Origin of the sequence: Agromyces badenianii, from assembly GCF_003070885.1 — a bacterium.
GTDB classification, from domain to species: domain Bacteria; phylum Actinomycetota; class Actinomycetes; order Actinomycetales; family Microbacteriaceae; genus Agromyces; species Agromyces badenianii.
In genome coordinates, this window is sequence record NZ_CP028913.1 from 68,628 (window position 1) to 91,246 (window position 22,619).

Annotated in this window: 23 protein-coding genes; 18 read left to right on the forward strand and 5 right to left on the reverse strand. The window is 71.3% G+C overall.

Going from position 1 to position 22,619, the window contains the following annotated elements:
• Window positions 1-32 precede the first annotated feature (32 nt).
• The 6 genes from DCE93_RS00330 (at window position 33) to DCE93_RS00355 (ending at window position 5,998) form a co-directional block, all read left to right on the forward strand.
• On the forward strand, window positions 33-587 hold the full coding sequence (locus DCE93_RS00330; protein ID WP_108594139.1) for a TetR/AcrR family transcriptional regulator: 555 nt from the start codon (window positions 33-35) through the stop codon (window positions 585-587).
• A 110-nt stretch (window positions 588-697) separates the two neighbouring features.
• Window positions 698-1,450 carry a GAP family protein gene (locus tag DCE93_RS00335; protein WP_244284197.1) on the forward strand — a complete coding sequence of 251 codons (753 nt, stop codon included), beginning with the start codon at window positions 698-700 and terminating at the stop codon, window positions 1,448-1,450.
• 45 nt (window positions 1,451-1,495) lie between these two features.
• Entirely contained in the window at window positions 1,496-2,296 is an 801-nt protein-coding gene (locus tag DCE93_RS00340) for a DNA/RNA non-specific endonuclease (RefSeq protein ID WP_338027584.1), read from the forward strand.
• Between the two features lie 98 nt (window positions 2,297-2,394).
• Window positions 2,395-3,969, forward strand: coding sequence for an FAD-dependent monooxygenase (locus tag DCE93_RS00345; protein ID WP_108594140.1), 1,575 nt, complete (start codon window positions 2,395-2,397; stop codon window positions 3,967-3,969).
• A gap of 30 nt (window positions 3,970-3,999) precedes the next feature.
• Entirely contained in the window at window positions 4,000-4,989 is a 990-nt protein-coding gene (locus DCE93_RS00350) for an EamA family transporter (RefSeq protein WP_108594141.1), read from the forward strand.
• 88 nt (window positions 4,990-5,077) lie between these two features.
• On the forward strand, window positions 5,078-5,998 hold the full coding sequence (locus DCE93_RS00355; RefSeq protein WP_108594142.1) for an NAD(P)-dependent oxidoreductase: 921 nt from the start codon (window positions 5,078-5,080) through the stop codon (window positions 5,996-5,998).
• 33 nt (window positions 5,999-6,031) lie between these two features.
• Here the strand turns inward: DCE93_RS00355 and DCE93_RS00360 are convergent, their stop codons facing one another.
• Window positions 6,032-6,514, reverse strand: a complete 483-nt coding sequence (locus DCE93_RS00360; protein WP_108594143.1) for a MarR family winged helix-turn-helix transcriptional regulator — start codon at window positions 6,512-6,514, stop codon at window positions 6,032-6,034.
• A gap of 47 nt (window positions 6,515-6,561) precedes the next feature.
• Between DCE93_RS00360 and DCE93_RS00365 the strand changes: the two genes are divergently transcribed.
• The 3 genes from DCE93_RS00365 (at window position 6,562) to DCE93_RS00375 (ending at window position 7,964) form a co-directional block, all read left to right on the forward strand.
• Window positions 6,562-6,789: a hypothetical protein gene (locus DCE93_RS00365; protein WP_235825180.1), complete on the forward strand. Its 228-nt coding sequence runs from the start codon at window positions 6,562-6,564 to the stop codon at window positions 6,787-6,789.
• Between the two features lie 87 nt (window positions 6,790-6,876).
• The gene (locus tag DCE93_RS00370) at window positions 6,877-7,305 is read left to right on the forward strand and encodes a cupin domain-containing protein (protein WP_108596484.1); all 429 of its coding nucleotides are present in this window, start codon (window positions 6,877-6,879) and stop codon (window positions 7,303-7,305) included.
• 32 nt (window positions 7,306-7,337) lie between these two features.
• Complete coding sequence (locus tag DCE93_RS00375; RefSeq protein WP_205647446.1) at window positions 7,338-7,964, forward strand: class I SAM-dependent DNA methyltransferase; 627 nt, start codon at window positions 7,338-7,340, stop codon at window positions 7,962-7,964.
• 42 nt (window positions 7,965-8,006) lie between these two features.
• Here the strand turns inward: DCE93_RS00375 and DCE93_RS00380 are convergent, their stop codons facing one another.
• A complete protein-coding gene (locus DCE93_RS00380; protein ID WP_108594145.1) occupies window positions 8,007-8,585 on the reverse strand; it encodes a GIY-YIG nuclease family protein in 579 nt (192 codons plus the stop codon).
• 115 nt (window positions 8,586-8,700) lie between these two features.
• On the opposite strand from DCE93_RS00380, the gene DCE93_RS00385 reads away from it, so the two are divergent.
• From DCE93_RS00385 to DCE93_RS00410, 6 genes are all read left to right on the forward strand, one after another.
• Window positions 8,701-9,366 (forward strand): hypothetical protein, encoded by a 666-nt coding sequence (locus tag DCE93_RS00385; RefSeq protein ID WP_108594146.1) that lies wholly within the window; start codon window positions 8,701-8,703, stop codon window positions 9,364-9,366.
• Window positions 9,367-9,463: 97 nt separating this feature from the next.
• On the forward strand, window positions 9,464-10,351 hold the full coding sequence (locus DCE93_RS00390; protein ID WP_108594147.1) for a metalloregulator ArsR/SmtB family transcription factor: 888 nt from the start codon (window positions 9,464-9,466) through the stop codon (window positions 10,349-10,351).
• Window positions 10,352-10,365: 14 nt separating this feature from the next.
• The gene (locus DCE93_RS00395) at window positions 10,366-11,127 is read left to right on the forward strand and encodes an MIP/aquaporin family protein (protein ID WP_108594148.1); all 762 of its coding nucleotides are present in this window, start codon (window positions 10,366-10,368) and stop codon (window positions 11,125-11,127) included.
• A gap of 22 nt (window positions 11,128-11,149) precedes the next feature.
• A complete protein-coding gene (locus tag DCE93_RS00400) occupies window positions 11,150-11,563 on the forward strand; it encodes an arsenate reductase ArsC (RefSeq protein ID WP_108596486.1) in 414 nt (137 codons plus the stop codon).
• A 2-nt stretch (window positions 11,564-11,565) separates the two neighbouring features.
• Window positions 11,566-12,582 carry a thioredoxin-disulfide reductase gene (gene trxB / locus DCE93_RS00405; protein WP_108594149.1) on the forward strand — a complete coding sequence of 339 codons (1,017 nt, stop codon included), beginning with the start codon at window positions 11,566-11,568 and terminating at the stop codon, window positions 12,580-12,582.
• Between the two features lie 76 nt (window positions 12,583-12,658).
• Entirely contained in the window at window positions 12,659-13,591 is a 933-nt protein-coding gene (locus tag DCE93_RS00410; protein WP_108594150.1) for an alpha/beta fold hydrolase, read from the forward strand.
• Window positions 13,592-13,616: 25 nt separating this feature from the next.
• On the opposite strand, the gene DCE93_RS00415 is transcribed toward DCE93_RS00410, so the two are convergent.
• Window positions 13,617-14,978, reverse strand: a complete 1,362-nt coding sequence (locus DCE93_RS00415) for an NAD(P)/FAD-dependent oxidoreductase (protein ID WP_108596487.1) — start codon at window positions 14,976-14,978, stop codon at window positions 13,617-13,619.
• A 93-nt stretch (window positions 14,979-15,071) separates the two neighbouring features.
• On the opposite strand from DCE93_RS00415, the gene DCE93_RS00420 reads away from it, so the two are divergent.
• Window positions 15,072-15,440, forward strand: a complete 369-nt coding sequence (locus DCE93_RS00420; protein WP_235825222.1) for an ArsR/SmtB family transcription factor — start codon at window positions 15,072-15,074, stop codon at window positions 15,438-15,440.
• A 98-nt stretch (window positions 15,441-15,538) separates the two neighbouring features.
• Here DCE93_RS00420 and DCE93_RS00425 read toward each other — a convergent pair whose 3' ends face one another.
• Entirely contained in the window at window positions 15,539-16,858 is a 1,320-nt protein-coding gene (locus tag DCE93_RS00425) for an FAD-binding oxidoreductase (RefSeq protein ID WP_108594151.1), read from the reverse strand.
• Window positions 16,859-16,970: 112 nt separating this feature from the next.
• Here DCE93_RS00425 and DCE93_RS00430 point away from each other — a divergent pair, with 112 nt between their 5' ends.
• Window positions 16,971-17,576, forward strand: coding sequence for a dihydrofolate reductase family protein (locus DCE93_RS00430; protein ID WP_108594152.1), 606 nt, complete (start codon window positions 16,971-16,973; stop codon window positions 17,574-17,576).
• Window positions 17,577-17,636: 60 nt separating this feature from the next.
• Here DCE93_RS00430 and DCE93_RS00435 read toward each other — a convergent pair whose 3' ends face one another.
• The gene (locus DCE93_RS00435) at window positions 17,637-19,787 is read right to left on the reverse strand and encodes a S9 family peptidase (protein WP_108594153.1); all 2,151 of its coding nucleotides are present in this window, start codon (window positions 19,785-19,787) and stop codon (window positions 17,637-17,639) included.
• A 110-nt stretch (window positions 19,788-19,897) separates the two neighbouring features.
• Between DCE93_RS00435 and DCE93_RS00440 the strand changes: the two genes are divergently transcribed.
• Window positions 19,898-22,588 (forward strand): AMP-binding protein, encoded by a 2,691-nt coding sequence (locus DCE93_RS00440; RefSeq protein WP_108594154.1) that lies wholly within the window; start codon window positions 19,898-19,900, stop codon window positions 22,586-22,588.
• Window positions 22,589-22,619 lie beyond the last annotated feature (31 nt).

Genomic DNA, 22,619 nt, shown 5'->3' on the forward strand with positions numbered 1-22,619 from the left:
CACCGACTCGAACGGAACGACGAGGAGACACCATGGCCCGCGCCAACACCACCAAGCGCGCCATCCTCGACGCCGCGCTCGAGCTGGCGGCCACGAAGGGCATCACCGGCACGACCATGGACGAGGTCGCCGAGCTCGCCGGCGTCGCCAAGGGCAGCCTGTACTACAACTTCAGCTCGAAGGATCAGCTCTTCGAGGCCCTGCTGCAAGAGGGGGTCGGCGCGCTCGCCGACTCCCTCCGCAGTGCGAAGGGTGAGTTGCGCGGCTGGGACGCGGTCGACGCCCTCGTGACCAGATTGCTCGACCTCATCGCCGCGAACGCCCCGCTCGCCAAGCTCATGGCGTCGGAGATCTTCCGCACCGACCGCGCCTGGCAGGAGACCCTCTTCGCGCTTCGGCACGACGCGCTCGCCGTGTTCGCCGAGGCGATCGACGAGACGGATGCCGCGGCCGGACGCAGCGGCATCATGGCCTCGGGCGTCTTCGGAGCGGTGCTCATGTCGGGGCTCGAGTGGCTCGTGTTCGAGCCCGAGCGCGACCGCGACGAGGTCGCTGCCGCGATTCTCGCGACGCTGCGGGTGCGCTGAGCCCGAGCGGGCCCACGGTGGCTCGCTCGACCAGCTCGCGAGGGTGACCGCCCCGCGACATCCGTCGCCGGGGGGATTCGCCGGCCCGCGGCATCCGACAGGCTGGGCGGGTGGAATTCGATCTTCTGAGCGGTGCCGCCCTCACCGGCCCCGCCCTCCTCGGCACGCTCGCGCTGCTGGCGCTCGTCGACTCGACGAGCTTCGGCACCCTGCTCATCCCGACCTGGCTGCTGCTCGCGCCCGGCAGGTTGCGGCCGGGGCGCATCCTCATCTACCTCGCGACGGTCGCCGGGTTCTACCTCGCGGTCGGCGTCGTGCTGCTCACGATCGCGGCGACGGCGGTGCCGCAGCTCATGGAGCTCTCGGCGACCCCGGCGTTCCTCTGGGCGCAGCTCGTCGTCGGCGCCGCATTGCTCGTGGGTTCCTTCTTCATCGGCGGCAAGCGCAAGCGATCCGGCCCGGGCCGATTCGCCCGCTGGCGCGAGCGCGCCGTCACCGATGTCGCCGACGAGGCGGGCAGCGTGCTGCCGCTCATGGGTCTCGCCGTCGCGGCCGCCGCCGTCGAGGTCGCGTCGATGCTGCCGTACCTCATCGGCATCGGCCTGCTCTCGACGTCGGAGTACGACGCCGGCACCCGCCTGCTGGTGCTCGTGGGCTACTGCGTCGTCATGGTGCTGCCCGCGCTCGTGCTGCTCGGGCTGCGGCTCGTCGCCGCTCGCGCGATGGAACGACCCCTCGCGAGCTTCGGCGCCTGGATGGAGAAGAACGCCGCCGAAGCGACGGGCTGGATCGTGGGCATCCTCGGCTTTCTGCTGGCCCGAGCGGCGGCCGTCGAACTCGGCCTCTTCGAGGGCGTTCTGTGACGAACTGAGATGCGCCGTGTCGGCGGATCATGGTCGACTCGGGGCATGGGCTTCGATGCGCAGTTCCTCGGTGTTTCAGCGGCGATGCCGCACGTGAGCGAGACGGATGCCGCGGCGACCGTCGAACTCGACTACCTCCACTTCTCGGTGCTGCTCGACACCGGCAGGCGCCTCGCCCGGGTCACGGGGGTCAACGTCGACGGGCCATCGCTGATCGACCTTCCGCGCGGCGACGACTGGCGTCTCGACGAGCGCATTCCCGCCGACTGGCAGGCCGGCCCCGAGATCTACGCCCGCAACGACTTCGATCGCGGCCACCTGGTGCGGCGCCGCGATCCCGTGTGGGGTGCACCCGAGGTGGCCGCCCGCGCCAACGCCGAGACCTTCCGCTACCCGAACGCCGCGCCGCAGGCCTCGGGGTTCAACCAGTCGAAAGAGCTCTGGCTCGGCCTCGAAGACCACGTGCTCGAGCACGCCGAGGCGCACCGGCTGCGACTCAGCGTGTTCACGGCGCCGGTGCTCGCCGCGGGCGACCCGCCCTATCGCGGCATCCGCGTGCCCGTGCGGTTCTGGAAGGTCGTCGCGTGGAACTCCGGCGGTGCACTCGCGACGACCGCCTTCGTGGTCGACCAGGCGCCACTCGTCGACACGAGCGAGGTCGCAGCCCCGCGGCCCGGGCAGGCACCACCGCTCGGTCCGTTCCGCACCTTCCAAGTGGCCGTGTCGGATGTCTCGGGCATCACCGGCCTCGTCATGCCCGAGCTCGTCTCGGCCGACGTGCTGCCGCGCACGGTCGTGGCCGCCGGGTGGCGCCGGCTCGAGTCATCCGACGACATCGTGCTCTGAGGTCGGGCGGCGGAGAAGAACCCACCGCCGCGAACAACCCCGCGCTCTTCCCCCGGTTCGGTCTGGCATCACGAGCTGCGCGGTGCGAGAGTTGAATCATGGGCGAGGGCGCCGAGGCACCGGTCACCGAGGCATCCGTCGGGCGTATCGACGCCGACGTGCTCATCGTCGGTGCGGGCCCGAGCGGACTCATGCTCGCGGTGTGCCTCGCGAAGCTCGGCGTCGACGCCGTCATCGTCGATGGCAAGAGCGGCCCCACCCGCGAGTCCCGTGCCCTCGCCGTGCAGGCGCGCTCGATGGAGATCTACGCCCAGCTCGGGCTCGTCGACCGGGTGCTCGCCGCGCGTTCCTCGGCCACGGCCGTCGTGCCGGGGGCGGGCCGGGGCCGCCGGCCGTTCGGGCGCATCGAACTGCGGGCGATCGGCGAGGGAGTCACGCCGTACCGCGAGATCACGATCTTCGAGCAGAGCCGCAACGAGCAGCTGCTCGTCGACGCGCTCGGCGAGCTGGGCCACGAGGTGCGGTGGGGGCATCGGCTCGACCACCTCGAGATCGACGGGGCGGATGCCGCGGCATCCGTCACCGCGACGCTCGCCGCGCCGAGCGGTGCCGTGACCGTGCACGCCCGCTACTGCGTCGGCGCCGACGGAGCGCACTCGCCGGTGCGCGACGCGCTGGGCATCCCGTTCGAGGGGGTGACGAACGAGCACACCTATTGCATCGTGGATGCCTCGGGCGTCACCGGTCTCGTCGGCGGCGCGATCAACGTGCGCATCACGGCCGAGCACTTCCTGCTCGCCTTTCCGATGGGCCCGGGGCGCATGCGACTGCTCGGGGTCGTGCGTGATCGCGATCGCGACGAAACGGGCGAACTGCCGGAGTCGCTCGTGCGCGGGCTGCTCGACCGGGAGTTCGGCGTGCGGTACGCGGCATCCTCGTGGTTCACCACCTATCGGCTGCACCACCGCCTCGCCGCGCGTTTCCGTGCGGGGCCGTGCTTTCTCGTCGGCGATGCCGCGCACATCCACTCGCCGGTCGGCGCCCAGGGCATGAACACCGGCCTGCAGGAGGCGCACGGTCTCGCCTGCGCGCTCGCCGACGTCGTGGTCGGCGGCATGCCCGATGCGCGACTCGACCACTACGAGGCCGAGCGGCGGCCCGTCGGCAGGGTGCTCGTCGCCACGACCGACCGGGCGTTCGCCGTCGTGACCTCGGCATCGCCGCTCGCGCGTTTCGTGCGCGGGCGCATCGTGCCGGTCATCGGGCCGATCGTCGTTCGCGTGCTGCCGCGCATCATCGGCGGCCGTCGGGTGTTCGGCTACGTCTCGCAGACGCGCATCCGGTATCCGGTGCCGGATGCCGCGGGCACCCGTCGCGACGGTGCCGTCGGCCTGCGGCTGCCGTGGACCGGCGGCAACTTCGACGCACTGCGCTCCGTGCAGTGGCAGGTGCACGGCTACGGCGTGCCCGGCCGTGCCGTGCGGCGCATCGCCGCGGAACTCGGCGTCGAGGCGCACGTCTTTGCGCGGCACACGAGCGGGCCGCGCAGCCGCCGCCTCCGCCGCGACCGGGTCTACCTCGTGCGCCGCGACGGCTTCGTCGTCGCCGAGGTGCTCGCGCCGGGAACCGGCGCTGCCCTCGACGCCGCGTTCGCCCGGCTCGCGGGGGCGTGAGGGTCGCCGCTCGGCGCGTATCGTCGGAGGGTGACTGACGAGACTGGTGCCGCCGCGTCGGATGCATCGTCGTCGGCGGCATCGACCGGGTCGCCGTCGTCGACCGCGTCGCAGGCGACGGATGCCGCGGCCCGGCGCCGCGGCCTCGCGGGCGCCGCGACGCAGCTCGGCACCGAGGTGTCGATCAACTTCGGCTCCTCGCTCGCGGGCCTCGTCATCCCGGTCGTCGGCTCGTTCGTCGTCGTCGCCGTGCGACAGCTCGTGATGGTCGTCGCCGTGCTGCCCTTCTACCGTCCCAAGCGGGCCGAGCTCACGTGGCGACGCCTCTGGCCGGCGATCGCGCTCGGTGTGGTGCTCGCCGTGATGAATCTCGCGTTCTACGAGTCCGTGCACCTGCTGGGTCTCGGCGTCGCGGCGACGATCGAGTTCCTCGGGCCGCTCGCCCTGGCCCTCGCGAGCTCGCGACGGGTGCTCGACGTGATCTGCGCGCTCGCCGCGGGCGCGGGTGTGTTCCTGCTCATCGGCCCCGGAGCGTCGGATGCCGCGGGCATCGACCCGTGGGGCGTCGCACTCGCGCTCACCGCGGCGGCGGCGTGGGCCGGGTACATCCTGCTCACCCGTCGCGTGGCGGTCGGGCTGCCCGGACTCGAAGGGCTCACCGTGGCCAGCCTCGTGAGCCTCGTGCTGCTCGTGCCCTTCGCCGCGGCGACGTTCGACCCCGCCGTCATCGACTGGTCGATCGTCGCGATCCTGCTCGGGGTCGGCGTGCTGTCGTCGGCGCTGCCCTACAGCCTCGACACGTTCATCCTGCGCCGCATCTCACCGCGCATCTACGCGATCATCACGAGCTTCGGGCCCGTCATCGCGGCGATCTTCGGATGGCTCGTGCTCTCGGAGACCTTCACGTTCATCGAGGTCGTCGCGATCGCCGTCGTCTGCGGAGCCGCGGGCACCGCGCTCGCGACGCAACGCGGGCGGCCGAAATCGCAGCTCGAGCAGACGGCCGAGGGCATGGCCTGAGCCGCCTCAGGCGTATCGCACGGTGACGTCTCGGACGTATCGTTGAAGCGGAGCGTGCTTCGCAGCGACGACGACGTCGGGAGGGACCATGGCCACCATCGCGTGGATCGGTCTGGGCAACATGGGCGGCCCGATGGCGGGTCACCTCGTCTCGGCGGGGCATGTCGTGCGCGGTGTCGATCCGGTGCCTGCGGCGCGCACCGCGGCCGCCGAGCGCGGCGTGCGAGTCGTCGCGACCGTGGCCGCGGCGGTGCTCGACGCCGACGCCGTGATCACGTCGCTGCCACGGAGCGAGCACGTGCGCGAAGTCTACGGCGGCGAGGACGGCGTGTGGGCGACGGCGTCGCGCGCCTCGCTGCTGCTCGACACCTCGACGGTCGACATCGCGACGTCGAGCTTCTGCCACGAGGCATCCGTCGACCATGGGTTCCGGTTCGTCGACTCGCCCGTCTCCGGGGGCATCGCGGGCGCCGAGGCGGCCACGCTGACGTTCATGCTCGGCGGTGCGCCGGCCGACGTCGCCGAGGCCACCGAGCTCGTGGCACCGCTCGCGGGGCACGTCTTCGACCTCGGCGGGCCGACGATGGGCATCGCCGCGAAGCTCGCGAACAACCTCATGCTCTTCGTCTCGCTGCTCGGCGTCGCCGAAGGCTCGCAGCTCGCCGAGGAGCTCGGGCTCGACCCGGCGAAGTTCTACGAGGTGGCATCCGTCTCGTCGGGGGAGTCGTGGCCGTTGCGCACGTGGTACCCGGTGCCCGGAGTCGTGCCGACGAGCCCGGCGAACCGCGGCTTCGACGCGACGTTCACGACCGTGCTCGCCGAGAAGGACCTGTCGTTCGCCGTCGCGGCCGGGGATGCGGCGGAGCTGCACCTGCCGGCGGCGCGCATCGCGCTCGAGCAGTTCAGGCGGCTCATCGACGAGGGCCTCGGCGGCAAGGACGCGAGCCTGATCGTGAAGTACGCCTCGGCCGACGGCCGAGTCGCGGGCTTCGAGCCCGACGAGGCGTGACCGGGCGCGGGTCGCGGGGCTCGCGCCGACTGGTCAGCCGTGCTGCACGGCGGCGATCACCTCGGTGAGGCGGTCGCGCAGGCGCCCGAGCTCGTCGAGGCTCATGCCGAGACGGTCGACGACCTGCGGCGGGATCGCGAGCGCCTGCTCGCGCAGCGCCCGGCCCGTGTCGGTCAGTGCGACGTCGAGCGCCCGCTCGTCTCGTGCGCTGCGCTCCCTCGTGAGGTAGCCCTGCGCCTCGAGTCTCTTGAGCAGCGGGGAGAGGGTGGCGGGCTCGAGTTGCAGGGCGTCGCCGAGGTCGCGCACGGTGCGGGGGCTGCGCTGCCAGAGGGCGAGCATCACGAGGTACTGCGGATGCGTGAGGCCGAGCGGTTCGAGGATCGGCCGGTAGACGCCGATGACGCCGCGCGCGGCGACGGCGAGGGCGAAGCACACCTGGTTCTCGAGGGCGAGCAGGTCTTCGGATGCCGCGGCGGTCGCTGCGGCGGAGCCGTGGGGTGCGCTTCGGGCGTTCATGGACTCCCAGTATGACGTGGTGGCTAATAGTTAGTACACTAATGATTGTGACACGAAGAAAGCGGGACACGCCACCCGGAGCCCAGCGCGGCTACGCCGGCTTCATCGACCGGTTGAACGCCAAGCTGCTGCCCTACATCGGCCCGCCGCCGCTCGGCCCCTACGACGAGGAGCCGGCGCAAGCCGCACCTCCCGTGTGCCCGCTGTGCGGCGCGCCGATGTCGGCCCACACCATCGACCGTTCGGGCGAGCGCACCCAGCTGTACTGCCCCTGAACGTTGGTGCGGGCATCCCTCGACGGGCCTCTCGCGATGCGCCGAAGGGGCCTGCCGTTCGCCGAGGCCTGCCGTTACAGTGACATCGTGAGCGACTACGAAGTGCTGGAAATGGGCGGGCTCGACGAATGGCGGGGGCACTACGGCGGCTTCCGGCCCGAGAGCTCGCGCGATGGTCGACGGGTCGTCGACCACGACCTCACGATGCAGTACATCGGCATGACCGCGAACGCGCTCGAGCCGGGTGAAGAGGCCGGGTACTGGCACACGCACTCGCGCGTCGAGGAGCTCTACGTGTTCCTCGCCGGCCGCGGGCAGATGGGCCTCGACGACGAGGTCGTCGACGTCGGGCCGGGCACGGTCGTGCGCGTCGGACAAGACGTCTGGCGCACCTGGCGCTGCGTGCCCGACAGCCCCGAGCAGCTGCGGTGGCTGTGCATCCGTGCGGGCGGCTCCGAGCTGCCGCACCTGCCCGACGACAGCCGGCGCGACAACGACCGCCCGTCGCCCTGGTAGTCGGCAACACAACGACTGAAGAGGAGGGTGACGTGTCGGTCGCCGAGGTGCGCGATGCGTACACGCGGCGAGCCGAGGAGTACGTCTCACTGCTCGGCTCGGTGGCCGACATGCATGAACTCGACCGCGAACTCATCTCCCGATGGGCCGAGCACCTCGATGGACCGTTGCTCGACGCCGGGTGCGGGCCGGGCCACTGGGCCGACCACCTCTGGCGGCTCGGCCACGAGGTTGAGGGCGCCGACCTCGTTCCCGCATTCGTCGCTCGTGCCGAGGAGCGATTCCCCGAGGTGCCGTTCCGAGTGGCGTCGTTCGACGACCTCGGCGTCCCCGATGCCGGGCTCGCCGGAATCCTCGCGTGGTACTCGCTGATCCATCTCGAACCGGAGCGGGTGCCGTCGGCACTCGACGAGTTCGCGCGGTGCATCGCCCCCGGCGGAAGCATGCTGCTCGGCTTCTTCGACGGAGTGAGCGTCGAGCCGTTCCCGCACAAGGTCGTGACTGCTTACCTCTGGCCGCCCAGCGAAATGGTGGAGCGCGTCGAAGCCGCGGGATTCACGGTCGAAGAGGTGCACACCCGCACCGACCCCGGCAGCAGGCCGCTTGCCGCGATCGTCGCGCGCCGCACCGGCGCCGAGCCGGCATCGCCGACCGGGTAGCTCGCCACGTGGCTGCCCGGGCGGCGACGAGGCATCGGCCTGTTAGTTCTGCGCCGCGAGGCGCCGGCTCACCCAGCGGTCGTACTGCTGCCACGGGTCGGCGACGCCGAGCCTCAGCTCGGCGATGTGCGCGAGCAGTTCGTCGTGCACGGCGAACCACTCGGTGCCCGCGAAGCGGCGGGCGGCGAATTGCGCGTGCCGTCGCTGCTCGACCAGCCGGTCGCCGAGCTCGAACGCGAGCACCTCGTCGTGCGGCAGGCTCGCAACCCGCAGACGCGGATTGCCCGAGGTGCCGATCTTGATCTGGTCGCGGTAGCGGAGGTAGTAGACGACGTCGACCCGAGGGTCGGCGACCTCGAGGTCGGGCACGTCGCCGACCCGCCACTCGCAGTTCGCGCAGATGCGACCCGACGGGTAGGCGACCCCCACCCATGAGCCGCACACCGGGCACGGCCCGGGCATCAGATCGGTCTCGCCGACTCCGCGGGCGACCCAGTCGTACGCCTCGAGCAGGTGCCGCGTGCAGAGGTCGAGCGGTGCGCCGGGCTCGACCGGTGCCGGGCACCGACCCTCGGCGAGGGTGATGCTGCACGCCCGCCCCGCGGCATCCACTCGGCTCATCTCAGCAGGCTAGCCGCGACCACCGACTCGTTACCGGCGTGACAGACGTGCGCGATAGGCTCGACCCCCGGCCGCTGAACGGCGGGCGCGCATCGAGGTTCGGAGGTCGACCGGCATGCCCCTGTGGCGCAGACGTTCGCGACGGCGATTCAAGCCGTTCGACCGCAGCGCGCTGCCCGAGGCGCCGTCACCCACCTTCGATGAGATGCTCGCCGAGGGTGTGCTCGTCGCCGAATCCGCCGGGCGCATGGCTTTGAAGAACCGGCTGATCGTCGAGGCGTTGCGCGGTGACGAGCCGTTCGCGCCTGAGCGGGCTGCGGCCGCCGCGCGCGCCGTGCTCTACGAACTCGTGCAAGAGGCCGACGAGGTGGCCGAACGCACCGGCGAGGCCCGCTCCGAGGCGGCGAGCCGCGACGGCCGGTCGGCGCACGAACACGACTACCGGCGAGCGGATGCCGCGAACCTGCGCCGACGCGAGCAGGTCTATGCCGCGGTGGCCAGAGAGCTGTGGCTGCGCCGAAGCGATCCCGACTACCTCAACGAGTTCGCCGAGCGGGCCCGTCGAGAGGCGTGGGAGGAGGTCTCGGGCGCCATCGAGACCCGACTCGAACGCGAGTGGGGCGAGTGGCCGCAGATCGAGGTCGACGAGACCTACGAGGCCGAGCGCGACGACCGGGTGCGCGAGCTGCTCGGCGACCTCGATCGTGGGGTGCGCGCCGCCGAGGCCGAGCGCGCTCGCCGCGAAGAGGAGAACGACCCCTTCCGGGGGTTCGTGGGCTGAGGGATGCGGCCGCGCGCGTGGTCACCGCGACGCGAAGTTCTTGCTCGGTGTCGTGGTGCTCGACGCTGGCCGGGCTCCGTGCCATAGACTTTGGTCTATGGGTGATGTCGCTGAGGCCACGCGCGAGCTCCGGCTCGTGGCCGATCCGACGCGCGCTCACATCCTCCGGAGCATCCTCGCCGCCCCCGACGGCCGGGTGCTCGTCGGTCGACTCGCCGAGGAGCTCGGGCTGCGGCAGCCGACCGTGAGCCACCACGTGAAGGCGCTGCTCGATGAAGGGCTGCTGCAGCGTGAGCCCGATGGGCGCCGCACCTGGTACTCCCTGGCGCCGGCTCATGCCGACCGGATCGCCGAGATGCTCGGCCGGCCCGAAACCGAGGTCGCCGTCGAGCCGATCCTCGACCGGGTCGTGCAGAATCTCAGCGAACGGTTCCGGGGCGTGTTCAGCTCCGAGACGGTCGAGCGGTACGTGCACGAGAGCTACGAGCTGCTCGCGGCACGGCCGACCCCTGGCCAGCGCGTCCCTTCGCTCGCGGCGCAGTTCGCGGCGGATCGCCTCGAGGCGCTCGCCCGGGATGACACGGCGCCGAGTACCGGCGCGCCGGAGGTGCTGTTCGTCTGCGTGCAGAACGCCGGCCGATCCCAGATGGCCTCGGCGATCCTCCGGCACCTGGCCGGTGACCGGGTGCACGTGCGCACCGCCGGCTCGGATCCCGCCGGCGAGGTGCGCAGCTCCGTCCTGACCGCGCTCGACGAGATCGGCGTGCCGCTGGCCGGCGAGTACTCGAAGCCGCTGACCGACGAGGTGGTCCGCGCGGCGGATGTCGTGATCACGATGGGGTGCGGCGACGCCTGTCCGATCTACCCGGGCCGCCGGTACCTCGACTGGGAACTCCCCGACCCGGTGGGCAAGCCCCTCGCTCAGGTGCGGGAGATCCGGGATGACATCGAGCGCCGCATCCGCGAGCTGCTCACCACCCTCTGAGATCGACAGGACCGATGACCGCCGACGTGTCACCCCAGCCCATCCCTGCCCCGCTCACCCGTCGCCTGGTCGCCGAGTTCCTGGGCACCGCCCTCCTCGTCGCGATCGTCGTCGGCTCCGGAATCGCCGCCTCGGAGCTCTCTCCGAACGACGTCGGACTCCAGCTGCTGCAGAACAGCATCGCCACGACCCTCGGTCTGGCGGTGCTCATCGCCGTGCTCGGGCCGCTGTCGGGCGCGCACTTCAACCCCGTCGTCTCCCTGGCGGACTGGTGGCTCTCGCGCCGTTCGGGCCAACCGGGATTCTCCGCTCGCGATGTCGCACCGTACGCCGTCGCGCAAGTGCTCGGCGCGATCGTCGGCGCACTGCTTGCGAACGCCATGTTCGACGTGCCCGCCGCGATCTCGTCGACCGAGCGCGCGGCGCCCGGCACCCTCCTCGCTGAGATCGTGGCGACCGCCGGGCTCGTGCTGGTGATCTTCGCGCTCGTGCGAAGCGGCAACGCGCGGATCATCCCGGCCGCTGTGGGTGCGTACATCGGCGCGGCCTACTGGTTCACCAGCTCGACCTCCTTCGCCAACCCGGCTGTGACCGTCGGTCGCATCTTCTCCGACACGTTCGCGGGCATCGCGCCGGCGTCGGTCGCACCGTTCCTCGGTGCGCAGCTCGTCGGAGGATTCCTCGGTGTGCTGCTCGTGAGCTTCCTCTTCCCGACCGCGGTCGCCGCCGCAGAGCCGGTCCGAACGAAAGTCTCGGTCGCAGTAGCCAAATCATAGATGTACGTCTATCATTGTGGTCATGAGCACTGAGAAGAAGCCCTCCGTCCTGTTCGTCTGCGTTCACAATGCCGGTCGCTCCCAGATGGCCGCGGGGTACCTCCGCGCGCTCGGCGGCGACGGTGTCGAGGTCCGCTCAGCCGGCTCGGAGCCGAAGGATCAGATCAATCCCGTCGCCATCGAGGCCATGGCCGAGGAGGGCATCGACATCACCGGCAACACCCCGACGATCCTCACCCTCGACGCCGTGAAGGAGTCGGACGTCGTGATCACGATGGGCTGCGGCGACGCATGCCCGATCTTCCCCGGCAAGCGCTACGAAGACTGGGTGCTCGAGGATCCGGCGGGCAAGGACCTCGAGACGGTGCGACGCGTCCGTGACGACATCCGACGCCGAGTCGAGGCGCTTCTCGCCGAGATCGCCCCGGCGGCGTAGCCATGGTCGAGCTCGACTCCGCCGGGCGACGCAGCCTCCCGGGTCCCACCGAGAACGTCGTCGTCATCGGCTCGGGCCCCTCGGGGTACACGGCCGCCGTCTACCTCGCCAGGGCCGGCCTCGCGCCGGTTGTGCTCGCGAGTTCGGTCGAGGCGGGCGGGGCGCTCGTCACGACGACCGAGGTCGAGAACTACCCCGGGTTCGCCGAGGGCATCATGGGGCCCGAACTCATGGAGCAGATGCGGCAGCAGGCAGAGCGATTCGGCGCCCGCATCGTCTACGACGACGCGACCGAGGTCGAGCTCACCGGCAATGTGAAGACGATCCGCACCATCAACGGCGTCGAATACCGGGCGCACTCCGTCGTGCTCGCCATGGGCTCGGCCTATCGCAAGCTCGGCGTCGAAGGCGAGGAGCGACTGACCGGCCGCGGCGTCTCCTGGTGCGCCACCTGCGACGGCTTCTTCTTCCGTGGCAAGGACATCGCGGTCGTCGGCGGCGGCGACTCGGCGCTCGAAGAGGCCATGTTCCTCACCCGGTTCGCCGACTCCGTCACCCTCGTGCACCGGCGCGACTCGCTGCGGGCGTCGCGCATCATGCAGGAGCGGGCGCTGTCCAACCCGAAGATCCGCCCGTACTGGAACGCCGAGGTCATCGCCGTCGAAGGCGCCGACGGCCTCGAGCGGCTGCAGCTGCGCGACACCGCAACCGGTGAGCAGAAGGCCATCGACGCGACGGGCCTGTTCATCGCGATCGGTCACGACCCGCGCAGCGAGATCGTCGCCGAGCAGGTCGAGCTCGACGCCGACGGGTACGTGAAGGTGGCGCATCCGTCGACCCGAACGAATCTCGAGGGCGTCTTCGCGTGCGGAGACCTCGTCGACAAGCGCTACCGCCAGGCCATCACGGCGGCGGGCACCGGTTGCGCCGCCGCCCTCGACGCCGAGCACTTCCTCGCCGAGCGAGGGCTTGCGACGCCGGTCGAGGAGCAGCCGGCGATCATCCTCGAAGCGTCCTAGTACCGAGGGAGCCTCCGGGCGTGGCTCGGAACCATAGGCTGGCAGGCGATCCCCGAGTCATCGACGAAAGAGGCAGATGTTGCGGTCGACATGCCCCCCGGCCGAAGCCGAGCCGCGGGTCCCGGTCGCCCGGTCGCTCCGAGGCGCCCTCGCCGACCTCGCGCGCACGATGCCGACCGACATCGCGACGGCAGTCGACATCGCCGCCTACCGGCGCGCGGGCGCGGCGCGCGGCACCACGGCCGAGGCGGTGGCGGCTCGACTGGGTCTGACCGCAGAGGGCCATGAGCTCGAGGATGGCTCGGCCGTCACCGTGTTCCGGGGTGAGCGGGTTGCCGCGCGCGTGGTGTTCCTGCACGGCGGGGGGCTCATCGCCGGCAACCGCTTCGACGGCGTCGATGTCGTCGCGCGTCACGCCGACGCGCTCGACCTCGAGGTGTGGACGGTCGAGTACCCGTTGGCTCCCGAGCACCGTCTCGAGCGCATGGTCGAGACGGTGATCGAGGCCGTCGTGGCGTGCGCAGACGATGGCTTGCCGGTCGTGCTCGCCGGGCAGAGCGGTGGCGGCGGGCTCGCCGCGGCCACCGCTATGGAGTGTCGAGACCGCGGCATCCCTCTCGTGGGCCAGCTGCTGATCTGCCCCATGCTCGGCCGTGAACCGACCCCGGCGATCCGCCAGTTCGCCCAAGACCCCTCGTGGAGCGAACTCAGCAACGCGACGGCCTGGGCGGCCGTCTTGGCGGGGAGCGAGCTGGTGCCGCCGGCTGAGCGCGACGACCTCGCCGGGCTCGCGCCGAGCTTTCTCGACACGGGTTCCGCCGAGCTCTTCCGCGACACGATCGTCGGCTACGCCGGCGGCCTCTGGGCGCACGGATGCCGCGCCGAACTGCATGTCTGGTCGGGCGCCTTCCACGGCTCCGACTGCGCCGCCGAGTCGCCCGTGGTCTCGATCGAAGCGCATCGCGCGCGGCGCGAGTGGTTGCGGCGACTGCTCACCGACGAGCTCTGAGTCATCCCGGCCCGAGCCGGTCGACTCAACTGCAGCAGGCGGTGCCCCCCGCGCCGGCTCGGCCGGGTTCGCCGGCTTCGCCGGGTTCGCCGGTCGAGCACACGCCGGTGGCGGGCAGCACGAGCTCGACGTTGCGCGCGGCTGCGGCGTCGCCGGCCAGCCAGGCCGAGACCGAGCGCACCTGCTCGTAGCCCGTCGCGAGCAGGAACGTCGGCGCCCGGCCGTAGCTCTTCATGCCGACGATGAAGAAGTCGCGCTCGGGCTGGGTGAGCTCGGCGAATCCGTGCGGCTCGACGGTGCCGCACGAGTGCAGGTTCGGGTCGATGAGGGGAGCGAGCCGCCGAGGGGCTTCGACGATCTCGTCGAGCTCGAGCCGGATCTCGCGCAGCATGTCGAGGTTCGGCCGGAACCCCGTGGCGTTCACGATGCGGTCGGCCGAGATCGTCTCGAGCCCGTCGCCGCGCCGGCCGGTGATGCGAACGACGGATGCCCCGTCGTCTCCGCCGCGAGCGAGGCGAACGATCTCGAAGCGGTCGACGAGCTCGATGCGGCCGGCCGCGACGAGTGCGTCGACGCGGGCGCCGATCGATGCCCGCGCCCGCAGTTCGTCATCGGGCGAGGTCGAGACGCGCGCGGCGGTGGCGTTGCGGATGACCCAGGTGATGCGGGTTCCGGCATCCTGCTCGGCGAGTTCCGCGAGCTGTAGGAGCGTATTGGCGGCGGAGTGTCCGGCACCGACGACGACCGTGTGGCGGCCGGCGAACGCGGCCCGATCGTGGCCGAGCGCGTCGGGCAGGGCGTGGCTCACGAGCTCGGCGACCTCGTCGAACCCGAGCGGGTCGAGGCCCGAGGAACCGAGGCTGTTGGGGCTGCGATAGGTGCCCGAGGCGTCGATGACGGCGCGGGCGGTGAGCTCCTCGACGCCGTCGGCGGTGCGAACGCGCAGGAGGAACGGCGCCTGCGCACGGGCGGCGGTGCGCGTGCGGTCCATGCCCTCGCGGGAGACGTCGGTGACGTCGACGCCGAGGCGGGTGCGGGCGGCGATCGCCGGAAGCGCGGCGAGCGGCGCGAGGAACCGCGCGACGAGTTCGGCGCCGGTGGGGAGCGAGTCGCCGGGCGGTGCCACCCAGTCGGTCTGGTCGAGGAGGAGTCGCTGCGCCGCCGGGTCGATGAGGTGCTTCCACGGCGAGAAGAGCCGGGTGTGGCCCCACTGCAGCACGCTCGCGCCGATGCGGTCGCCGGCTTCGAGCAGTACGAAGTCGAGCCCGCGCTCGGCGAGGTTCGCCGCGGCGGCGAGGCCGATCGGGCCCGCGCCGATGATGGCGACGGGCAGCGCTTGCAGCCGCGGGGCGAGGGTCGTCGGTGGGGTGAGGTCGATGAGGGTCATCCGAGTGCTCGCATTCATTGAAGTTCGTCGATATACCGAGTGTGGCGACTATATCGACGAATGTCAATATACGGGTAGACTCATCGTGTGACGATCGTCGAACTACCTCTCGTGAACCGCGACGCGGTCGCGCCCGCCGCCGCGCCGGTCGCCTGCTGCGCGCCGCTCACCCGCGAGACGATCACGCCCGGCGACGCCGAGCTCTTCGCGCGAAAGCTCAAGGCACTCGCCGACCCGGTGCGACTGCGGCTCGTCTCGATCGTCGCGGCATCCGAGGGTCAAGAGGCGTGCGTCTGCGATCTCATCGAGCCGGTCGGGCTCAGTCAGCCGACGGTCTCGCACCACCTGAAGATCCTCACCGAGGCGGGCTTCCTCACCCGTTCCAAGCGCGGCACCTGGGCCTACTTCCGTCTCGTTCCCGGGGCGCTCGAAGCGGTGGCCGCCCCGCTCGTCACCGTCTGACGCGCGCTGGCGCGGCCCGGCGCCGCGTCGATGCGATGCGATGCGGATGCCGCGAGCCGCCGCCAAGCCACAGCCCCGGGCACCCGCCCGCCGCGACATCAGCCCGCGGGCGTGATGTTGTGGTTCTGCCGGAACACGTTGCCCGGGTCGAGCTGTGCCTTGACCCGGCGCAGGCGCTCGAGCGTCGCGGGCGGATACATCGACGCGGTCACCTCGTCGCCGCGCTCTGGCGCGAAGTTGCCGTAGACCCCGCTCGTGAACGCGATGGCCGCGTCGCTGCCGACCTTCGTCGCTGCCACGAGTTCGGGCGCCGCGTCGAGCGCCAGCACTCCGTTGACGATCAGCAGTGCTTCGGCGTCGCGGTGGGCGATCGCCGTCGCCTCGGGCGCGACGCGGGAGAACGCGCCGCCGAGGGCCCGCAGCAGCACCATGGTGGGCACCTCGCGGTCGTAGGCGGTGGCGATCGCGTCGAGCGCCGCATCGGAGAGCTCGGGCACGAAGCCGTTGCCGCCGACGAACAGGAACGGCGGACGCCCGGGCGGGGCGTCTTCGAGCAGCTCGCCGTAGGCCACCGGGACCAGGGCGACCTCGAGCACCGACGGCAGCTCGAGGAGCGGCGCGAGCAGTTCACGCAATTGCTCTTCGCTTCCCTGCAGGGCGACGCCGAGTTGCGGGCCGCCGGGCATCTCGGGGCCGAACGGCGGCATCAGCACGAGCGACGAGTTCAGCTCGTCGGGGCCGGCCCGCATCACGTCGCGCCACGCCCGCAGCACGGCGGGCACATCGGACCGGTCGAACTGCACGTGCCCGCCGACGAGCCCTTCGGCGGGCATCGCCTGGAACGTGAAGCGCGTCGCCACGCCGAAGTTGCCGCCGCCGCCGCGGAGCGCCCAGAACGTCTCGGGGTGCAGGGTCTCGTTCACGATCAGCACCTCGCCGGCTGCAGTCACGAGCTGGATCTCGCGCAGGGCATCGACGGCGAGACCTTGCGCGCGCACCAGCCAGCCGATGCCGCCGCCGAGCGCGATGCCGCCGACGCCCACGTCACGGGTGTCGCCCGAGCTGATGCAGAGCCCGTGCGGGGCGAGGGCCGCCGCGACATCGCCCCAGCGCGCGCCGCCGCCGACGGTGACGAGGCCGTCGGCGCCGACTTCGATGGCGGTGAATTCGGCGAGGTCGACGACGAGTCCGTCGTCGACCGGGAGGAGGCCGTGGCCGCCGCTGCGCACGGCGATGGGAATGCCCGCCGCAGCGGCGAGGCCGACGGCGGACGCGACGTCGTCGGCGGTGTGCGGCCGCACGACCGCTTCTGGCTCGCCGATGCCGGCGAAGACGGTGCGGCCGGCGTCGTACTCGGTTGCGCCGGGACCATGCACCCGGCCTGGAATTCGCTCGCTCAGATCAGAGAGAAGAGACATTTCGTCAGTCTGGCACCGGCCCGCGACATCCGGAATCGTGCTCGCTCAGCGCTGAATCCGTGCGTTCGCATGCAGTGCTGCGCTGCTCGGGCGCTGGGCGTAGTGTGCCCTCATGACCCTCGACGACGGTCTCGTCACCGCCAACCTGACGATCTCGCTCGACGGCTTCGTCGCCGGACCTCACCAGTCGCTCGACGATCCGCTCGGCGAGGGCGGTGAGGACATGCATCGGTGGATGTTCGAGCAGCCCGATGAGAACCAGTCGATCGTCGACCAGATCCTCGCCCCGAGCGCCTACATCATGGGGCGCAACATGTTTGGCCCGATCCGGGGCGAGTGGCCCGACGACGAGTGGAAGGGATGGTGGGGCGACGATCCGCCCTACCACGGGCCGGTGTTCGTGCTCACGCATCATGCGCGCGACCCGATTCCGATGCAGGGCGGCACCACGTTCCACTTCGTCACGACCGGCATCGACGATGCGCTCGCCCGGGCGAAGGCCGCCGCCGGCACGGGCCGGGTCTCCATCGCCGGCGGCGCCAGCACGGTGCGTCAGTACCTCGCCGCGGGTCGCATCGACCGCATCATCCTCAGCATCGCGCCGATCATGCTCGGCGACGGCGAGCGACTCTTCGACGGGCTCCATGTCGAGATGACGCCCGTCGAGGTGCTGAACACCGAGCTCGCGACGCACATCACCTACGACGTGCGGCACTGACGCCGGACGTGCGGCACTGACGCCGAGCGGGCGGATGCCGCGGCATCCGCCCGCCCTCGATCACTCCCCGCTCGGGTGCGCTCCGGCCGCGTCGATGACCCAGGCGTAGGCGAACGCCCGCTCGCGCCACGCCGAGTACCGCCCGGAGACGCCGCCGTGCCCGGCCGCCATCTCGATCTTCAGCAGCGGGTCGGCGCCGGCGTCGCGCAGCTTCGCGACCCACTTCGCGGGCTCGACGTAGAGCACGCGGGTGTCGTTGAGCGAGGTCACCGCGAGGATCGGCGGGTAGTGCCGGCCGCCGTGGGCGCCGTCGTGCACGTTCTCGATGGGGGAGTACGACTTCATGTAGAAGTAGACCTCCTCGTCGTCGAGCGGGTTGCCCCACTCGTCCCACTCGATCACCGTGAGCGGCAGCGACGGGTCGAGGATCGAGGTCAGCGGGTCGACGAAGGGCACCTCGGCGAGGAACCCCGAGAAGTACTGCGGTGCGAGGTTCGCCACGGCGCCGATGAGGAGGCCGCCGGCGCTGCCGCCCTGCGCCACGAGCCGGTCGGCGGCGGTGATGTCTTGGTCGATGAGGTGCCGGGCGGCCGCGACGAAGTCGGTGAAGGTGTTGCGCTTCTCGAGCTTCTTGCCGTGCTCGTACCAGAGCCGGCCCATCTCGCCGCCGCCGCGCACGTGCGCGACCGCGAAGACCATGCCGCGATCGAGCAGCGACAGGCGCGGGATGCCGAAGCCGGGGTCGATCGAGTACTCGTACGAGCCGTAGCCGTAGAGCAGGGTCGGCGCGGGGGTGCCGAGGTCGACGAGGTCGTGCCGGTACACGAGGGAGATCGGCACGCGGGTGCCGTCGTCGGCGATCGCCCACTCGCGGCGCTGCGCGTACCTCGTGGCGTCGTAGTCGCCGAGCACGGCCTGGCGCTTGCGCAGCTTGCGCTCACCGGTGGCGACGACGACGTCGTACACGGTCGAGGGCGTCACGAAGCTCGTGTAGCCGATGCGCAGCGTCGGCTGCGTCCAGTCGGGGTTGCCCGAGAGACCCACCGAGAAGAGCGCCTCGTCGAAGTCGAGTTCGTGCAGCGTGTCATCGGGGGTCGCGGTTTCGGGCAGGCCGCTCTCGGGCACCTTCGCGATCGCCACACGCGACAGCCCCTCGCGCCGGTACTCGACGGCGACGAAGTCGCGGAACCCGTCGACTCCCTCGAGGCGCACGGCGGGATCGTGCGGCAGCAGCACCCGTCGCCGGCCCTGCGGGTCGGATGCCGCGACGCTCACGAGCTCGAAGTTGACGGCCCCGTCGTTGTGCACGATGAGGAGCCGGTCGATGCCGCCGGCCACGACGTGCTCGACGTCGTACTCCACTCCGTCTTTGCGCGGCCACACGACGGCGAACTCGCCGCTCGGATCCTCCGCGTCGAGCAGCCACGTCTCACTCGTGACGTTCGACCCGGCCTCGATGACGAGGAACCTGCGGCTGCGGGTGACGCCGACGCCGAGCCAGAAGCGCTCGTCGGGCTCGTGGAAGACCGAGACGTCGTCGGATGCCGCGGTGCCGACCTCGTGCCGCCAGATCGTGTCGGGCCGCCACGACTCGTCGACCGTCGCGTAGAAGACGTGGCGGCCGCTCGGATCGAACGTGGCACCGCCGGCCGTGCCCTCGATGACGTCGTCGTATTCGCGGCCCGAGCCGTCGAGCGAGCGGAGCCGGAGCGTGTAGCGCTCGTCGCCCTCGACGTCGATCGCGTACAGCAGGGTCGAGCCGTCGGGCGTCACGTCGAAGCTGCCGAGCGAGTAGAAGTCGTGGCCGGCGGCCTCGGCGTTGTCGTCGAGCAGCACCTGCTCACCGGGCAGCGGCGAGCCGGAGTCATCCGTCACCGGGGGCTCCCAGTCGTCGGGCCCGGCGGCCGGAACCCGGCAGTGGATGCCGTACTGCTTGCCCTCGATCGTGCGAGTGAAGTACCACCAGTCGCCCTCGCGCGTGGGCACGCTGAGGTCGGTCTCCTTGGTGCGGGTCTTGACCTCCTCGAAGATCTGCTCCTGCAGGATCGCGAGGTGCTCGGTTCTCGCCTTCGTGTAGGCGTTCTCCTCGTGCAGGTGCGCGACGACGGCGGGGTCGTCTTTCTCGCGCAACCACTCGTAGTCGTCGACGACGACGTCGCCGTGGTGCGTGCGTTCGATGGGTCGCTTGTCGGTGTTCGGCGGAGTCAGCACGTTCCAACGCTACGCCCAACGTGCGAGTTGCGTCGGTGGCGTCATGTGACGGTCAGGGAATGTAGGTGAGGCTACTCTTACCTGAGCTATCCACGACTTCCAGGAGTGCCATGTCCGCGCGATCTTCCGAGACGACCCGTCTCAGGCTGCTGCGCGGACGTGCGAGCGACGACGCGCTCGTCGTCGGCGGCGTGCCGCTCACGTACGGCGAGATTCAGGCGCGGGTCGATGCGCGACGCGATGAACTCGGCTCGACGCGCCGACTCGTGATGATCGAGGGTGGCAACGCGCTCGAGCCGGTCGTCACCTACCTCGCTGCGCTCGAGGGCGGGCACGTGGTGCTCTTCGTCGACGGCGACCCCGCGCGGTCGGCCGAACACCGGCGGGGGCTCATCGAGCGGTTCGATCCCGACATCGTCGCGACCGGTCCGAACGGGGCGGGCACCGCGGCATCCGTCGCCCCCTGGCACCTCGACGAGCGCCGCGAGGGCACGCGTCACGAGCTGCACCCCGAACTCGCGATGCTCGCGAGCACCTCGGGCTCGACCGGTTCGCCCAAACTCGTGCGGCTCTCGCGAGAGAACGTCGTGAGCAACGCCATCGCGATCGGCGACTCCCTCCAACTCGGACCGAGCGACCGCGCGATCACCACGCTGCCGCTGCATTACTGCTACGGACTCTCGGTCGTCAACAGCCATCTCGTGTCGGGTGCCGGTGTCGCGCTCACCGAGCGATCGGTCGTCGACGACGGCTTCTGGAACGAGTTCACGGCGTCGGCGGCGACCTCCTTCGCGGGCGTGCCCTACACGTTCGAGCTGCTCGAGGCGACGGGATTCGCCGGCCGCCACCTTCCGAACCTGCGCTACATCACGCAGGCAGGTGGACGCCTCGACCCCGAGCGGGTGCGCCGCTTCGCCCGGCTCGGCCGCGAGCGGCACTTCGACTTCATCGTGATGTACGGCCAGACCGAGGCCACCGCGCGCATGGCGTACCTGCCGCCGCACCTGGCCGAGGCGTCCGCCGGCGCGATCGGCATCCCGATCCCGGGCGGCCGGTTCACGATCGACGCACCCGCCGGCGAAGACGTGGGCGAGCTCGTCTACGGCGGGCCGAACGTGATGATGGGCTACGCCGAGCAGCCCGCCGACTTCGCCCTCGGCCGAGAGATCGAGGAGCTGCGCACCGGCGACCTCGCGCGCGTACGCGACGACGGGCTCTACGAGATCGTCGGCCGCAACAACCGTTTCGCGAAGATCTTCGGGCTGCGGCTCGACCTCGATCGCGTCGAGCGGCTCCTCGCCGACGAGGGCTCGAGTCACGCCGGGGGGCACGAGGTGAGGGCCGCCAGCTGCGACGAGCGTCTGCTGCTGTTCGTGCTCGCCGAGCGGTTCGCCGGGCCGGTGCGCGATCGCGCGGTGGCGTTGTTCGGGCTGCCGGCGCACGCGATCCGGGTGCACGCGGTCGCCGAGTTCCCGCGCACGTCGAGCGGCAAGCCCGACACCGGGGCGCTCCTGCGCCACGCGGCGCTGGCCGAGCAGCACGAGCAGCACAGCGCACCGGGTGGCGTCGCCGGGGCCACCGGCACCGACGCTCGCCGCACGCCCCTCGATGTCATCTTGGCCCTGTACGCCGAGGTGCTCGGGCGCCCGGACGCCACGCCCGAGGACTCGTTCGCCGGGCTCGGCGGCGACTCGCTGAGCTACGTCGAGGTCTCACTCCGGCTCGAACAGCTCGTCGGCGAACTGCCCCGCGGCTGGCCGAGCCTGTCGGTCGGGAAGCTCGCGGACGTTGCGGCCGGTGCAGCTGCGGCCGGTGCGGGTGCGACGGTTGCGCCAGGTGCGACGGGTGCAGGTGCGACGGGTTCGCGCTCACTCGACGCGCCCCGCCGCCGTCGACGGATGCCGCGGATCGAGACCCCCGCACTGCTTCGTGCCATCGCCATCGTGCTGATCGTCGGCACGCACGCGAACCTCTTCTTCGTGCAGGGCGGAGCCCACCTGCTGCTCGCGGTCGCCGGCTACAACCTCGCGCGCTTCCAGCTCGCCGACGCGCCCGGCCGACGGCGTGTGGCGGGGCTGCTCAAGAGCACCGCCCAGGTGGTCGTGCCCGCCGCCCTCTGGATCGGTGCGGTCGGCCTCGTCACGGGCGGCTACCGGCCGACCACGGCGCTGTTCGTGAACAACTTCCTCGGCGACGAATCGTGGAATCGACAGTGGCAGTTCTGGTTCCTCGAGGCGATCGTGTGGACGATGGTGGCACTCGCCGCGGTGTTCGCCGTGCCGAGGGTCGATCGGCTGGAGCGGCGGCATCCCTTCGCCTTCGCTCTCGGCGTGCTCGGCGTGGCGCTTGCGGCGCGTCTGCTCCTCACCGGCGGCGTCGAGGCTGAGGGCATACCGGCGTACATGACGCTCGGCGTCGTGTGGTGCATCGCTCTCGGATGGCTCGTGGCGCGGTCGTCGACCCTCGCCCAGCGGCTCACGGCCTCGGCGTTGACGCTCGTCACGGTGCCCGGGTTCTTCGGCGAGCCGGGCCGCGAGGCGATCGTCGTCGCCGGCGTGCTCGTGCTGCTGTGGCTGCCCGCCGTGCCGGTGCCGCGGCTGCTCGTGCCGGTGATCGGCCTGCTCGCCGGCGCTTCGATGTTCATCTACCTGACGCACTGGCAGGTGTACCCGCCGCTCGAGTACCACGTGCCCTGGCTCGCGACACTGCTGTCGCTCGTCATCGGGGTGCTCGTGTGGAAGGCGTACTCATTCGTCGTCGCGCGCGGCGCGGCGGTTCTCGCACGGCGGCGGCGGCGCTGAAGGCACCCCGCCCCGCGCTGCGCCGCTCTGC